The organism is Chryseobacterium taklimakanense, assembly GCF_900187185.1.
Lineage (GTDB): Bacteria > Bacteroidota > Bacteroidia > Flavobacteriales > Weeksellaceae > Planobacterium > Planobacterium taklimakanense.
On record NZ_LT906465.1, the window covers coordinates 2,749,726 to 2,764,880 of the forward strand.

Here is a 15,155-nt window from a genome sequence, read left to right on the forward strand (position 1 = left end):
CTTGACTCTTGGCAAAATTTTTGTATCTTTGCAGTCCAATATCGCGGGGTAGAGCAGTAGGTAGCTCGTCGGGCTCATAACCCGGAGGTCGCACGTTCGAGTCGTGTCCCCGCTACTAAGCGATACAAATTTCCAAAATGCGCGGATTCTGGAAATTTATAAAAATATACCGCGGGGTAGAGCAGTAGGTAGCTCGTCGGGCTCATAACCCGGAGGTCGCACGTTCGAGTCGTGTCCCCGCTACTAAGCAAACGCTTCAGGTTTTACTGAAGCGTTTTTTAATTTCAGTGTTATGACCGATCTTCCCGGCAAAGCCATCCACGATTATCATTATAGAAAAAAACGGCATAAACTTTTTGTTCACGATATGTTCGGGCCTAAAGTGGAAATGCCGGTGTCCTACTATTTCAGGAATTACAACAAAATGCCGGAACTTGAGCAAAAAGCGCTCGAACTTTGTGAGGGAAAAATACTGGATATCGGTGCTGCAGCCGGTTCTCACGCTTTGGAACTTCAAAACAGGGGATTTGACATTACGGCTTTGGAAATTTCTCCCAATGCCTGTGAAGTCATTAATGACAGAGGTCTAAACCAGGTGGTTTGTGAAGACATTTTCAATTTTAAAAATGAAAAATTCGATACGTTATTGTTGCTGATGAATGGCATCGGAATTTCTTCTACAGTTTCAGGCTTTAAAAATTTTCTTAAAAAATCTGAGAGTTTGCTCACGCCGGGTGGACGAATCATTTTCGATTCCTGCGACATTTCTTATATGTATGAAGATGTTGAAATGCCTGAAAATCATTATTACGGTGAAGTGAAATGCCGCTATGAATATGCGCAGGAACTTACGGACTGGTTCCAATGGCTTTATTTGGATCAGAATACCATGAGAAAAATCGCAACTGAAGAAAACTGGTATTCCGAAATTGTCTTTGAGGATGAAAATAACCAGTATCTGGCAGTTCTAAAAAAGAATTCCTAGTTTTATCTTTCTTTAAATCAAATATTTATATTTTATTTTCATTAATAACTAATAAAATAGTTGTTAGTTTAAAAAATAATTCTACATTTGTATAACTAATACTTTAGTGATATAGTATTGGACTTATTTTGAAAATAAAGTGTGCAGCAAATGAAAATTCCACAACTTACAAAAGCAGAAGAACAGGTGATGCAGCATCTGTGGAACGTCGGAAGAGGTTTTCTTAAGGACATTCTGGACCAGTTTTCGGAACCGAAACCGCACACCAATACCGTTTCCACGATTCTGAAAGTTTTGAAAGAAAAAAACTTTGTGGATTACGAGGTCCACGGGCGGCAACACCAGTATTTTCCTCTCGTTTCCAAAGAACAGTACAGCGGAAAATCCATTAAAAGTCTGGTAAAGAATTATTTTTCCGGTTCCTATACCAACGCCGTTTCTTTCCTGGTAGAGAAAAATGAAATGAGCTTGGAAGACCTGGAAATGCTTCTGAACGAACTCAAAAACAAAGACTGATGGAAGCTCTGATTTTATATTTGGGAAAGATGATCCTGTGTTCGGCGCTGATGTTTGGCTACTATCATCTTGCGTTGCGGAACCGCACGTTTCACCACTACAACCGTTTTTATCTCTTGTCGGCGGTTTTAGTCAGTATTTTGCTGCCGCTGCTGAAGGTTTCTTATTTTACGATGGAAATGAGCAGCGATATTTACAGGCTTTTTGCAAAATTTAATTCTACAAATCCTATAAAAACTAATAATGATGATTTCCTTTATTATAGACTTATTATTGTCGCTTTTGGATTGGTTTCTCTCTTTATTTTAGGGCGTTTCATGCTTGGAATTTTAAAAATCAACAAATTCAAAAAGCAGTTCCCAAAAGAAGAAGCAGAAGGAATTTCTTTCTACCAAACCAATCTTGAAAATGCACCATTTTCCTTCTTTAAAAATTTATTCTGGAAGAATTCAATCCTCATCAATTCAGATTTGGGACGCCAGATTCTGAAGCATGAAATGGTGCACATAGAGCAAAAACACACGCACGACAAGATTTTTATGGAACTGGCGACCGGGATTTTCTGGTTCAATCCGGTGTTTTGGTTCATCAAAAAAGAAATCAACCTGATACACGAATACCTGGCTGATAAAAAAGCCGTGAAACATATGGATACAAAGGCATTTGCGCAGATGCTTTTGGCGAGTCACTTTTCCGGAACGGTGATTCCCGCAACCAATCCATTTTTAAATTCAAACCTCAAAAAAAGATTAAAAATGTTACAGAAACCCAAAACTAAATTTGGTTATGCGCACAGGATCTTAGCATTGCCGCTCGTTTTTACCCTTGCATTTGTGTATGCGGTGAACGCGAAGAATAAAGAGATTGAGAAAACGAATAAAGAGATTGAAGCTCGACTGTCTGAAACTAGAAATGATACCATAAAGAAAAGCATAACGGCTAAGTTGGTTGAAATAAACGATAGCGAAAGATCAGATTATAACGCCGCAAAAAATGCATCTGAGCAGGCGCTTTTTATAATCGGAGCAAAGGAAGTTTCAAAATCAGAATTTCTGGATTTTGTTGAAAAAAATAAATTTAATCGAGATATGGTAACTTCTTACCTGACTTATTCTCCAGGCAATACAGGTGATAAGCTATTTGGGGAAAGGGGAGATTTGGGCGTTTACAGGGCGCAGCTTTTTTCTGCGGCTGAAAGCGAAAGAGGTGAATACCGTAAACTTATTGAAAAATATAATCCGGATTGGTCAAATAATCCAAGTTTGAAAAATGAAGTAAAAAAATCGGAAACAGCGATGGAAGGAGCTGGCACTATACTTCAACTTGGATCTGAAAAAGATGCAAAAGAAAACATTGCAATAGCGGAGCAAGTAAAAAGAGACGCAGCTCAGGCTGTAAAAGATGCAAAAGCCGCTGCTAAGGAAGCAGAAAATGCAGCAAAAGAAAGATCAAACGCCATTAAAGAATCCGAAAAAGCGCGTAAAGAAGCTGTAAAAGCATCTTTAGAATCAAAAAAAGCCGCAGAAGAAAGCGCTAAAGCTGCAGTAGCAAAGAGGAGTGATAATGCAGAACGCATGACTTTTTTGAAAGGAGATAAAAATTATATTGTCCTCGCACCAAAAGAATCGCAAAAAAAACCAAAAGTGTTCCTTAATGGAGTGGAATATAATGGGGACTGGAATGATATTTCTCCTCAAAATATTGAAAGCATCAATGTGAAAAAAGAAACTGCAAATGGCGAAATTTGGATTTATACCAAAGATTCTCCTGTAAAGTTTAACAATGAACCGCACAGTTTGACTTTTAAAGAAGGTGTTTACGATAGAATCTATATAAACGGGAAATTATCTACTGCTAAAGAACTGAACAGTTTGATGTCCGACCAAATAAAAGGAGTAAACATTGACAAGAAGAATACCGACGGTAAAAGGTTTAACGTCATCAAAATCACAACTAAATAAGTTTGCCTTTTTTCAGGAATTTCTATATTTAATTTAAAATTTCACAATGAAAAATCTCATCCCAATTTTCCTTTTAATCTCAGCAGTAATTTTTGCTCAGAACCAAAGATTTATCTACGAATATAAATTTCAGAGTGATTCTACCAACGCGGAAAGCGCCAAAACTGAAATGATGTTTCTGGATGTTACGCCGCAGTCCTCGCGCTATTACAGCTACGATACTTATAAGCAGGATTCCATCCGTTATGCGGATTTCGAAAAGCAAATCCGGACAACCGGAGCCATGAAAGTGGTTACAACGACAGTGCAAAAAGGTTTTGTGCGCTACTCGGTTTCAAAGACTTATCCGGATTTTAAAACCTACCTTCATACCAGAGTCGGTCCTGATACTTACAAAGTTTTTGATCAGACCCCAATGAACTGGAAAATAGAAAATGAAAAGCAAAAAATTGGTGAATTTGATGCCCAGAAAGCCACAACTTTTTATCAGGGCAGGAAATGGACGGCCTGGTTCGCACCCGAAATTCCTCTTCAGGACGGCCCTTACAAATTTCAAGGATTGCCGGGTTTGATCGTTAAAGTTTATAACGATAACCAAACCCACGTGATGGAACTGAAAGCCGTGAAAAAGAATGACAATCCTGTAGATTTTACTAAAGGTTCACTCACTTTCAGCAACAAGGAGATGGAGGTCGATTATAAAACTTTTGCCAAACTGTATAAGGAAAACCGGAATGACCCCGGCAAATCAATGCGGCAGATGATGTCGTCCGGGCAAATCCGTGATGTCCGCGATGCCAACGGAAATCCACTTGATATGGCTAAAATGGTTCGCGACATGGAAAGAAACGCTGTCGAACGCAACAAAAAAGATAACAACCAGATAGATTTGTCACTGCTAAAATAAAAAAATAAAATCCCAAACTGTGGACTGCCCCCAAAAAGTTAGACACTTTTTAGGGGCATTTTTTATGGGGAAAAGTAAATATTCAGTAGACTTTAAATTAAAAGCTATAAAGAGATATCACAAAGGTGACATTGGAACAGACGAATTAGGAAAACGCATTGGAGTTTGTGGTTCATTGGTTCGTAAATGGATAAAATTTTATGAACTTTATGGAGTTTCAGGACTTGTTCGGCTTTCCAATAGGCATTACACAAAAGATTTTAAATTAAAGATTTTATCAGTAATTGAGAAAGAGAATTTAAGTTTAAAAGAGGCGTCGAGAAGGTTTAATATTCCTGCGGAGTCCAGTATTCTTAGTTGGCAGCGTAATTACAAAAAAAATGGTATTTTAGGTTTAGAAAACAGACCCAGGGGAAGACCTAAAACCATGAGTAATTACAAGCGAAAAAAAAAGAAAACAGGCAAACCCTTAACAAGGGAGGAAGAACTGTTGGAGAGGATTTATTATTTAGAAGCCGAGAACGCCATTTTAAAAAAGTTAGACGCCTTAATTCAGGAAAGGAAAAATCCAAAGCCATCGAAGAGTTAAGGCAGGACTTTGATTTAGCAGTACTGCTGCATTGTACATCGATGGCAAGAAGCAGTTTTTATTACTATCAAAAACGCTTTCAAATGAAAGATAAATATGCGGAAATAAAAGAAATGATTAAGCAGATTTATCATCGTCACAAAGGAAGGTTGGGCTATAGAAGAATTACTTTGCTTTTGAAAGAAAAAGGAATTTTGATTAATCACAAAACTGTTTTACGACTTATGAAAATATTAGGTTTAAAGAGTATTATTCGAGTGAAGAAATATAAATCTTACAAGGGAGAGCAAGGGAAAATTGCGCCCAATGTTCTACAGAGGAATTTCAAATCGGACACTCCTAATCAGAAATGGGCAACTGATGTTACAGAGTTTAATGTATCGGGTAATAAACTTTACCTATCTCCAATCATCGATTTATTTAATGGTGAAATTGTCAGTTTTGACCTATCTGAAAGACCTGTGTTTAGCCAAATCATCAGGATGCTAAAGAAATCATTCAGAAAAGTAAAATCTACACAAAACATCATTCTACATTCTGATCAAGGTTGGCAGTATCAAATGAAACATTACCAAAACTTGTTAAAAGAAAAAGGTATTATTCAAAGTATGTCCAGAAAAGGAAACTGTTTGGACAATGCGGTGATAGAAAACTTTTTTGGAACAATAAAATCAGAAATGTTTTATACCAGAAAGTTTGGTTCCATTCAGGAACTTAAGATGGAAATAGTGAAGTACATTCACTATTACAACAATGATAGAATAAGACTCAATCTCAAAGGAAAGAGTCCGGTACAGTACCGAACTCTTTCCTTTGAGAATATTGTTTAATTTTGTCTAAACTTTTGGGTGCAGTCTACTGTTTGGGATTTTTTTTATATTTAATGAAATTTAAACCTATGAAAATCTTTCACCTGATTATTTTACTTTTTACTGCAAACCTTTTTGCACAAAACCAGCGCTTCATCTACGAATACAAATTCGTTCAGGATTCCACAAACCGTCAGGATGTAAAATCTGAACTGCTTGTGTTGGACCTCAATAAATCAGCCTCAAAATTCTACAGTTACGAAAAATACAGAGCGGATTCGGTAATGTACGCTGAACTGAAAAAACAGGTTGCAGTACAAGCCAATAACATTTTGGTAAACAACACTTACAAAGGAAACATAAGGTACTTGGTTGAAAAATCTTACCCGGATTTCAAGACTTTCATTTATAATTATATCGCCGGAGATGATTATAAAATTTCAGACGACCGCAAAATGAACTGGAAAATCCTACCCGCAACAGAAACTATAGGAACTTTCAAGACTCAAAAAGCAGAAACCGAAATGTATGGCCGAAAATGGACGGCCTGGTTTACCACCGACGTTCCCGTGCACGACGGGCCGTACAAATTCCACGGATTGCCGGGCCTGATCGTGAAAATTCAGGATAAAACAGAATCGCATATTTTCGAATTAAAAGGTGTGCGCAAGGATGTCGCCCCAACCGATACTACACATAAGCGCACCGAAAAACCCGTGGAAATCACTCAGGCTCAGTACAAAAAACTCTTTTGGGAAAACCGCAAAGATCCCGCAAAATCGCTGCGTTTGATGATCAGTGAAAATCCAACCTTTAAAGTGATGAAAAACGGCGTAGAAGTTTCAGGCGAACAAATGATTCGTGAGCGCGAAAAAACCGCTAAAGAAAACCAAAAAAAATTCAATAATGCGCTGGAGCTCGATTTACTGAAAGAATAATATGATGAAAAAAATTATAATTTTCCTTTTTATTTACGTTTTGTACTCACCTCAGAATCAGCGGTTTTTGTACGATTCCAAATCTTATGGAAAATCCGAAGTCTTTGCTCTTGATGTAGGTATTTCAGGTTCAAGATTTCACAGTTTTGAAAATCACAAAATTGATTCTTTAAAAAACCTTGAAGCCGAAAGGCAGTTTAAGGAACAGGGTTATTTTTTCATTAGTAACAAGGAGTTAGATAATATTGTTTTTACAAAAAATTACATCACCAAGACATATCCGGACTTTCAGACCGATCTGTTTACAAAGCTTGGGCTTTACAATTATAAAGTCACCGATAATCGTCAGATCAATTGGCAGATTTCTCCAGAAACTTCGGTAATTGCAGGCTACGAAGTACAAAAAGCAGAAACCGAAATGTATGGCAGGAAATGGACAGCCTGGTTTGCACCAAAGATTATGATTCAGGATGGACCTTATAAATTCCACGGGCTTCCCGGGCTGATCGTAAAGATAACAGATGAATCTGAAAATTTCGACTATCAGCTTTTTGCAGTTAAAGATTTAAAATCCGCCCCCGACTACTCACGTAGTGAACATCGGCCAAAAGAAGGAAAAATATTAGCTGTGGACTATCCAACGTATAAAAAGCTCTTTAATGAAAACCTTCAGGATCCACAAAAGTTCTTGTTTCCTGCAAATGCTGCCTCAAATAAATCACTTACTGAAACCAGAAAAGACAAAAACGGAAAACAAGTCCAAAAAACGGTAAGTAAAGAAGAATTTAATGAAAAGATGCAGATGATTTTAAAGAATAAATCCCAAAAAATCCTCGAAAAAGACTTGCTTCAATAAAAAAACTTCGGCCCGCAAAGCGGGCCGAAGCTATTCCTCATTATTCATTTCCCATTACTGATGTCTTAAGACAGCTTCTTAGAATCCTCTACAAACTGCGCCAGACCTTTATCGGTCAGCGGGTGGTTCAGCAGAGACAAAATCGGAGCCAATGGTGAAGTGATCACATCTGCACCAATTTTCGCACAGTCGATAATGTGCATCGAATGTCTTATTGAAGCCGCTAAAATCTGCGTGTTAAAACCGTAATTATCATAAATTGTGCGTATTTCATCAATCAGGTTCAGTCCGTCAACCGAAATATCATCCAGCCTTCCCAAAAACGGTGACACATACGTCGCACCTGCTTTCGCTGCCAAAAGCGCCTGTCCGGCAGAGAAAATCAGCGTACAGTTGGTTTTGATGCCTTTGTCAGAAAAATATTTCAAAGCTCTCACGCCGTCTTTAATCATGGGAATTTTCACCACGATATTGGGATGTATGGCAGCCAGTTCTTCGCCTTCCCTGATCATTTCATCATAAGTCGTACTCAAAACTTCTGCAGAAATATCACCGTCCACAATCTCACAAATCGTTTTGTAATGGTTGTTTATAGCTTCGGTACCGCTGATTCCCTCTTTCGCCATCAGCGATGGGTTCGTGGTTACGCCGTCCAGGATGCCCAGATTCTGCGCCTCTCTGATCTGGTCAAGGTTTGCCGTGTCGATAAAAAATTTCATCTTTCTTCTTATTTTTTTAGGTTTCGCAAAGATAATCAAAACCAATCATTTTTGGGGTAAGATATTAATAATTAGGAGCAGAACGACCAGGGATTTTTAGGTCTTGTCAGCCCGCTTTCACTACTCGCTTTTTTTGGCAGCTTCGGGAGCCTCAGCCACCAAAAAAGAGCTCAGACAGGCCGTTCAATCGGGACTGGAAGTTCTTTCCAGCTTCAGCAGGCGCGAGCGCAGCGAGCGTCGAAACTGCCCCCTTTAATCCTTGTGGTATTCTGCAGGCAATCACTGATATCCTGGCCATCGTGCTCATAACTCTTATTTCCAGGTCCAGGCGTTTAATAACAACGGATTTTCAGAATGTACACAGGTTATTAAATCAGAATAATTTTCATACCGGCATCGCACATTTATGGTTAAAAATCTAATAAATTCATTTAAATTCGCTTTATGAAAAAATATTTCACTCTCACATTACTGGCTTTTTCATTCTTCGCTTTTGCTCAAAATGAACTGAAGGATGACCCCAAAAACAAAGCTCTTTATCTGTTAGACGGTGTCATCGCCAGCTACGATTTCGCTCAGAAAATTGATCCTGCAAATATTGAAGCTGTAAGCGTTTATAAGTCAGGAAGTAATCCGTCCAATCTTGACGATTTTGTAAACCATTTAGGTTTTGGAATTATAGAAATCAGGATGAAAAAATATCAGGAGCAGTTTATAAGAGTCCCTTTACACGCACTGAATGCGATGTATCACTTGGATTATAACACACCGGTTTATATCGACGGTTTTCTGGTAAAAAATAATAAAGCCGAAATTTATCAGGGTGCGATTGGTGAAATTGTAGTGACCAATAACGATTCTTCAAAAGTTTTGAACATCATCACCGCTGATAAAGCAACAAAAAAAGGCAGCAGAATTCCGCCAGCTACAATTCAGCAAAAAGAAAACAAACGCCCCGAATACATCAAGCAGATTAAATGAGGATAGCATTTCTTGGGCCTGAAGCATCATTCACTTCATTAGCTGCCGGGCAGGTTTTTCCAACGGATGAGTTAATTCCCAAATATAGTATCCGCGACTGTTTCCTGGCCGTGAAAAATGGAGAATGCGAAAAAGCCGTCGTTCCGCTGGAAAATTCGATAGAAGGAACTGTTTCCATGACTTTGGATTATCTCTACGATTTTAAAGGTATTTTTATTGAAACCGAGATTGTCATGCCGATTTCGCACCAGCTGATGGTTCATCCTCAACATAATGATTTTGCAAAAATTTTGTCCCATCCACAAGCCCTTGCTCAGTGTTTTCATTTCTTGGAGGAGAATTATAGAGGCATTCCAAGACAGGATTATCATTCCACTTCAGCGTCGGCAAAATATATTTCTGAACATCCCGAAGAGAAAACCGCAGCGATCGCCAATCATTACGCGGCAAAACTTTATGGCTTGAAAATTTTGAATAAGAATATTCAGGATTTTGAGCAAAACCACACGAAATTTATCGCCATCAGCTTAGCAAACAACCAGTTGAAACTGGATTTTGAAAAAAAATCTGAAAAAACTTCGCTGCTCATCACCCTTCCGGAAGACCATGCCGGCGGTTTGCATCAGGTTTTATCGGTTTTTGCCTGGCGCAAAATGAATCTTTCAAAAATTGAAAGCCGCACATTAAAGAAAAATCTGGGGAATTATTTTTTTTTCATCAATGTTGCCAGTGAATGGGACCCGATTCATTCTGTAAATGCCCTCGAGGAACTGAAAAGCATCGGCGCAGAGGTCGATTTTCTGGGCCATTACGATGAATATCTTTTAAACGGGTAATCTGTTGATCAGAATTTCCTCTGATTTTAAAAATATTCATTCATTCACTCAATATTTTCCCTTCCATTTTTTCTCCATCTCTTCCCGGATTTTCTTTTCGGTTGAATTATTTCCCGGATTGTAAAATTTCTGTCCCCGGATTTCTTCCGGCAGGAATTCCAGGTCGACAAAATTGCCTTCGTGAGAATGTGCATACTGATAATCCTTGCCGTAATCCATATCCTTCATCAGTTTGGTTGGCGCGTTTCGCAAGTGAAGCGGAACAGGCAGGTTTCCTGTGCGTTTCACAAAAGCCATGGCTTCATTGATTGCGGTGTATGTGGAGTTTGATTTCGGGGAAACAGCAAGATAAACCGCGGTTTCACTCAAAATAATTCTTGCCTCGGGGTTTCCGATGACGTTGATCGCCTGGAAACAGTTGTTAGCCACTACAAGCGCATTAGGATTCGCCAAACCGATGTCTTCCGCTGCAAGGATGAGCATTCTTCTGGCAATGAATTTAATGTCTTCGCCGCCGGCCAGCATTCTCGCCAGCCAGTAAACTGCAGCATTGGGATCCGAACCGCGCATGGATTTTATGAATGCAGAAATAATGTCGTAATGCTGCTCGCCGTTCTTATCATACAGCGCCATATTTTCCTGCAAAACCGACATCACATCTTCGTTGGAAATTTCTTTCTTTTTTGAGTTTTTAAACTGATTCAGAACCAGTTCCACCGAGTTGATCAGCTTTCGCGCATCGCCTCCGGAATACTGGATGAAGGCCGCTTTGTCTTTTAAACTGAAATCTGTTTTTTCATTGTCATTGAATTTTGCCAAGGCAATCTCGGCAAGCTCTTCGAGTTTCGCATAACTCAAAGGCTTTAAAACATAAACCTGCGAACGGGACAGAAGCGCTGACACCACTTCGAAACTTGGGTTTTCGGTTGTGGCACCGATAAGGACGATCCAGCCTTTTTCCACAGCGTGCAGAAGCGAATCCTGCTGCGATTTATTGAAGCGGTGAATCTCATCAATAAATAAAATCGGCGATTTTCCGGAGAATAAATTCTGCTTTTTGGCCTCTTCGATGACGTCGCGAACATCTTTTACCCCAGAAGAAACCGCAGAAAGTTTAAAGAATTTCCTTCCCGAGTTTTCAGAGATGATTTCAGCCAAAGTCGTTTTTCCGGTTCCTGGCGGCCCCCAGAAAATTAAAGAATTCAGGGAGTCATTTTCCAGCATTTTCCGGATTGTTCCGGTTTTTCCGGTAAGGTGTTCCTGGCCTAAAACTTCATCGAGGGTTTGTGGACGAAGTTGCTCTGCTAATGGTATATTTTGGTTCAAGATTTTAAATTAAATTGTAAAGTGTCTTTGATTTTTTCAAACTGTTTTTCAAATTGTGGCACATCGCTCTTGTTCATCTGATCTTTTGAAATTTTAAGGGTCTTTTCTCTGGTTTTAAAAGTAAAATCTCCTGCATAATATTTCATTTCGACCAAATCTTTAATGTAAACTGTTTTCGAAAACGGTCCTGTTAAAGTGATTTTTTCATCCGTTATTTCAAAATATTTTCCGAAATACTGGACCAAAAAAATGCCAATATATAGAATTCCAATAATGAGGAACAAATAATCAGTCCAGGCTTTTCCTTCGGTATCCACGAATCTTGAAATTCCATAGTAGGACCACAGAACAGCTAAAGCGAGATTTAAGATAAGCGTAGTGTTGTTGTAGCGGTATCTCATAGTTTCTGAATGGTTTTCTAAACTGGATTTTTTATTTTTTTTTGATTAAAATTCAAAGTTAGCAAATCTCAGTTTGCAAATTCCTAATTTCAAATTAATAAGTTATTTTTGCAATGCTTTGAGGTCAACTTTCAATAAAATATTAATCTTCCCACTATTGGTTCCGATCCGGATTTATCAATGGTTTATCTCGCCACTTTTACCGTCAAACTGCCGCTACCAGCCAACCTGTTCGCATTATATGGTGGAAGCGCTGAAACTTCATGGCCCGGTGAAAGGTTTTTGGCTGGGAATCAAAAGGATCGGAAGGTGCCATCCGTGGGGCGGCGAAGGTTATGATCCGGTTCCGCCGAAGGAAGTTTAAACCCGTAAAATAATTTTTATGAATAGTATTTTTTACAGAATTTTTCTTTTAATCTTTGCGTTTTTCTCGCAGGCATTTTTTGCACAGAATTATCCGGATGGCATGTCCGACGGTGATTTGAATATCGACGGCAAAAATGTTCCTGTCAAAATTTTCGCGACCACCTCACCGCAGGAGTTTGTGGATTTCAGTGCCAAACCGCAATCATCAAATGTATTGGTAATTCTGAATGAACTGGTGAACGAATACGCGCAAACCAATGTTTTTGAGAATTATAAAGCAAGAGGTTTTCAGGTTCTGAATAAAGATTTTCAACCTGTTACAGAAAGTTTGAACCCGCAGAAAGATTATAAATATCTTTACAGGCCAACTGGTGCGGAAAATGTTATTACACCAAACAAAAATGTAAGTTTAAATACTGAATTCAAGATCTGGGATCCTTCGAAAGGTATTAAACTGGGCCCGATCACACTGCATTTTTACAGTTTGATGTTCATTCTCGCGTTTGGTCTGGGCTATGTAATCATGAGCTATATTTTCAGGATTGATAATGTGAACCAGAAATATCTGGAGCCGTTATTTACCTGGACTTTAGTGGGCACCATTCTCGGTGCGAGGTTAGGCCACGTGATTTTTTACCAGCCCGAACTTTTTAAGCAGGATTTCTGGTCAGTTTTCCTTCCCATTCAGACGAAACCGGAATTTAAATTTACCGGATTTTCGGGACTTGCCAGTCATGGTGCTACCATTGCACTGATTTTTACCACCTTATATTATGCCTACAAAATCATCAGGAAAAATCCATTTTGGGTGTACGACAGGATTGGGATCGTGGTTGCTTTGGGTGGTGCTTTCGTAAGGTTGGGCAACTTTTTCAACTCAGAAATTATTGGTAAAACCGTAAATCCTTCGTCGCCGTTTGCAATACTTTTTCCCCAGATGAGCAATGAATATGGCGTTACTGTACCTCGGTATCCGAGCCAGCTGTTCGAAGCGGTTGGTTATGTGCTCCTGTTTATCCTGCTTTGGGTTTTGTACCGCTATACCAACAAAAAGTACCAGCAGGGATGGCTTTTCGGATTGTTTTTTGTAATTCTCTGGAGCATCAGGTTTTTTGTAGAATTCCTGAAAGAACCACAAGGTGACGAGTTCATCAGTTTTGCAGGATTAAATACCGGTCAGGTCTTATCGATACCGTTTATTATCATTGGAGCCGTGGTTATGTTATATTCGAAAAAATTCAAAATAACTGAAGCTGAAAACGAAAAACCGGATTAAGTTGAGTAAGAATAAATAAAGCCGTTTCAGAAAATGAGACGGCTTTTTTATTTTAAGATTTTAAATGTCAATTAATGGTGTAGATGCGGATGTTACCGGCTTTCTCGTGATACATTGCGCAGACGATTCTGCCGTCGAGTTCAGGGCATTTCTGCACTTTTCTGTAGGTTGCCGAAACTGTGCTTCCTTGCTGATGGTTTTTCAGGATATCAGCGTTGCAAACCTGGTAATCTTCCCTGTTAATTCTCAAATAAGTTCCGGTACAGTCTTTTATTACCGTAGCTGTAGATTTGACGTTGGAGACCGAACAAGAAGTCATGAGTGCTAAACCGGCCATAGCCGGGACAAATTTTAAATGCATCATCATTATTTTTTTTAGATTGAAATTGATTAAACCAAAACAGTGCCGGGTTCGATTTCGTAGGGTTCTTTGTCTTTTTCAAAAATTCTGGTGGAATTTTCACCCTCCACCGTTATTTTTTCTCCGACCCTCCGAATCCAGTTGCCCTCTCTTAATCCGACAACTTTAGTTTCATTTTGAGTTAAAAATTCTTTAATTCGGGTTTCCCGTGTTTCACCGTTGTGCTTCAGGTTTATATCCGGATCCAGATAATGCGGGTTCAGGTTGAACGGAACCAAGCCCATGCAGTCAAAACTTGGCGGGTAAACGATCGGCATGTCGTTGGTTGTTTTCATATTCAGGCCGCCGATATTGCTGCCGGCACTCGTGCCCAGGTAAGGTTTTCCGCTTTCAACATTATCTTTCAGAAAGTGCATCAGGTTTTCTTCGTGAAGGGTCTTTACCAATAGAAAAGTATTTCCGCCGCCTGTGAAATACCCCTTAGCTTCATTTATCGCTTCCGGCATCAATTCAAATTCATGCAACCCGCGGACTTTGATATTGAACTTAGCGAAAAATTCTGCAGCTTTTGCGGTATAGTCATCGTGTGAAATTCCTGATGGACGCGCAAAGGGAATGAAAAGTATTTCGTCAATACCTTTATACAGATCTTTAATTTCTTCCGTTAAATAGTCCAGATAATTCCCGCCAAAAAGGGTAGAGGTGGAAGCAAGAAGTACGTTCATAATTTATTGTTCGTTTATTAGATTTAGCATTGTATTTTTCAGTTTTCCGGCTTCCAGTGAGCGTCGATCAGTTCCATGAGGAAATCCGGACATTTAATGATTTTATTGTGTTGAGAATCAAGAAAGAAAAGAGTTACTGTAGCTTCGGTAATCTTTTCCTTAGAATGGTTATAAATTTCATATTCGAATACGATTCTCACACCGGGTTTCTTTTTTATGAAAGTATGGATTTCCAGTAATTCGTCATATCTTCCCGGTTTCAGATACTTGATATTATACTCGGAAACTGGCAGCCAAATGCCCTTGTTTTCAATCTCATTGTATGAAATTCCGATGCTCCTAAAGAGCTCCACACGGGCCACTTCCAGGTACTGGGCATAGTTGCCGTAGTAAACATATTTCATAGGGTCGGTTTCCCCATAACGCACACGTAATGAATGTGTTGTGTGTATCATTATAAAGTTTTGAGTGACAACATACAAATAACTTTTTAAATAATCAAGGTCGGCCGAATTTTTTTTTGAGAATAATTTTTGTCATATTTGCTTTCTACTTTTGTAGGTAATCAAATATATATTTCAATCTCATTTTACGCAGGAATTT

Annotated in this window: 17 protein-coding genes and 2 tRNA genes; 13 read left to right on the forward strand and 6 right to left on the reverse strand. The window is 38.9% G+C overall.

Going from position 1 to position 15,155, the window contains the following annotated elements:
• The first annotated feature begins 42 nt into the window (after positions 1-42).
• The 9 genes from CKV81_RS13150 to CKV81_RS13190 all read left to right on the forward strand — a co-directional run bounded on the left by CKV81_RS13150 (position 43) and on the right by CKV81_RS13190 (position 7,561).
• A tRNA-Met gene (locus CKV81_RS13150) sits at positions 43-115 on the forward strand.
• 55 nt (positions 116-170) lie between these two features.
• Positions 171-243 (forward strand) — tRNA-Met (locus tag CKV81_RS13155).
• A gap of 49 nt (positions 244-292) precedes the next feature.
• Complete coding sequence (locus CKV81_RS13160) at positions 293-985, forward strand: class I SAM-dependent methyltransferase (protein ID WP_095074058.1); 693 nt, start codon at positions 293-295, stop codon at positions 983-985.
• Positions 986-1,135: 150 nt separating this feature from the next.
• Entirely contained in the window at positions 1,136-1,501 is a 366-nt protein-coding gene (locus CKV81_RS13165; RefSeq protein ID WP_095074060.1) for a BlaI/MecI/CopY family transcriptional regulator, read from the forward strand.
• Positions 1,501-3,462 (forward strand): M56 family metallopeptidase, encoded by a 1,962-nt coding sequence (locus tag CKV81_RS13170; protein WP_095074062.1) that lies wholly within the window; start codon positions 1,501-1,503, stop codon positions 3,460-3,462. The genes CKV81_RS13165 and CKV81_RS13170 overlap by 1 nt, the downstream gene beginning before the upstream one ends.
• Before the next feature lie 46 nt (positions 3,463-3,508).
• Positions 3,509-4,369: a GLPGLI family protein gene (locus CKV81_RS13175; protein WP_095074064.1), complete on the forward strand. Its 861-nt coding sequence runs from the start codon at positions 3,509-3,511 to the stop codon at positions 4,367-4,369.
• 64 nt (positions 4,370-4,433) lie between these two features.
• Positions 4,434-5,788, forward strand: a protein-coding gene (locus CKV81_RS13180; RefSeq protein WP_095074066.1) for an IS3 family transposase whose coding sequence is annotated in 2 segments (ribosomal slippage) — positions 4,434-4,908 and positions 4,908-5,788 — 1,356 coding nt in all. Because the reading frame shifts where the segments join, the coding sequence is not laid out codon by codon here.
• 68 nt (positions 5,789-5,856) lie between these two features.
• Positions 5,857-6,705 (forward strand): GLPGLI family protein, encoded by an 849-nt coding sequence (locus tag CKV81_RS13185; protein WP_157727444.1) that lies wholly within the window; start codon positions 5,857-5,859, stop codon positions 6,703-6,705.
• Position 6,706: 1 nt separating this feature from the next.
• Positions 6,707-7,561: a GLPGLI family protein gene (locus CKV81_RS13190; protein WP_095074070.1), complete on the forward strand. Its 855-nt coding sequence runs from the start codon at positions 6,707-6,709 to the stop codon at positions 7,559-7,561.
• 65 nt (positions 7,562-7,626) lie between these two features.
• On the opposite strand, the gene fsa is transcribed toward CKV81_RS13190, so the two are convergent.
• Complete coding sequence (gene fsa, locus CKV81_RS13195) at positions 7,627-8,280, reverse strand: fructose-6-phosphate aldolase (RefSeq protein WP_095074072.1); 654 nt, start codon at positions 8,278-8,280, stop codon at positions 7,627-7,629.
• A gap of 444 nt (positions 8,281-8,724) precedes the next feature.
• Here fsa and CKV81_RS13200 point away from each other — a divergent pair, with 444 nt between their 5' ends.
• The gene (locus CKV81_RS13200; RefSeq protein ID WP_095074074.1) at positions 8,725-9,261 is read left to right on the forward strand and encodes a hypothetical protein; all 537 of its coding nucleotides are present in this window, start codon (positions 8,725-8,727) and stop codon (positions 9,259-9,261) included.
• Positions 9,258-10,097, forward strand: a complete 840-nt coding sequence (gene pheA, locus CKV81_RS13205; RefSeq protein WP_095074076.1) for a prephenate dehydratase — start codon at positions 9,258-9,260, stop codon at positions 10,095-10,097. The genes CKV81_RS13200 and pheA overlap by 4 nt, the downstream gene beginning before the upstream one ends.
• A gap of 48 nt (positions 10,098-10,145) precedes the next feature.
• Here pheA and CKV81_RS13210 read toward each other — a convergent pair whose 3' ends face one another.
• The gene (locus tag CKV81_RS13210) at positions 10,146-11,423 is read right to left on the reverse strand and encodes a replication-associated recombination protein A (RefSeq protein ID WP_095074078.1); all 1,278 of its coding nucleotides are present in this window, start codon (positions 11,421-11,423) and stop codon (positions 10,146-10,148) included.
• On the reverse strand, positions 11,420-11,824 hold the full coding sequence (locus CKV81_RS13215) for a hypothetical protein (protein WP_095074080.1): 405 nt from the start codon (positions 11,822-11,824) through the stop codon (positions 11,420-11,422). Before CKV81_RS13215 ends, CKV81_RS13210 begins: the two co-directional genes overlap by 4 nt.
• A gap of 118 nt (positions 11,825-11,942) precedes the next feature.
• Between CKV81_RS13215 and yidD the strand changes: the two genes are divergently transcribed.
• Together yidD and lgt are read left to right on the forward strand one after the other, a co-directional pair.
• Positions 11,943-12,188 carry a membrane protein insertion efficiency factor YidD gene (gene yidD / locus CKV81_RS13220; protein WP_095074082.1) on the forward strand — a complete coding sequence of 82 codons (246 nt, stop codon included), beginning with the start codon at positions 11,943-11,945 and terminating at the stop codon, positions 12,186-12,188.
• Positions 12,189-12,617: 429 nt separating this feature from the next.
• Positions 12,618-13,466 carry a prolipoprotein diacylglyceryl transferase gene (gene lgt, locus CKV81_RS13225; protein ID WP_095074556.1) on the forward strand — a complete coding sequence of 283 codons (849 nt, stop codon included), beginning with the start codon at positions 12,618-12,620 and terminating at the stop codon, positions 13,464-13,466.
• Positions 13,467-13,533: 67 nt separating this feature from the next.
• Here lgt and CKV81_RS13230 read toward each other — a convergent pair whose 3' ends face one another.
• Genes CKV81_RS13230 through CKV81_RS13240 form a run of 3 tightly spaced genes read right to left on the reverse strand, consistent with a single transcriptional unit; the run spans position 13,534 to position 15,007 of the window.
• Entirely contained in the window at positions 13,534-13,803 is a 270-nt protein-coding gene (locus CKV81_RS13230) for a hypothetical protein (protein WP_258454397.1), read from the reverse strand.
• A 53-nt stretch (positions 13,804-13,856) separates the two neighbouring features.
• Complete coding sequence (gene pepE / locus CKV81_RS13235; RefSeq protein ID WP_095074084.1) at positions 13,857-14,552, reverse strand: dipeptidase PepE; 696 nt, start codon at positions 14,550-14,552, stop codon at positions 13,857-13,859.
• Positions 14,553-14,590: 38 nt separating this feature from the next.
• Complete coding sequence (locus CKV81_RS13240; protein ID WP_095074086.1) at positions 14,591-15,007, reverse strand: acyl-CoA thioesterase; 417 nt, start codon at positions 15,005-15,007, stop codon at positions 14,591-14,593.
• Positions 15,008-15,155: the final 148 nt, after the last annotated feature.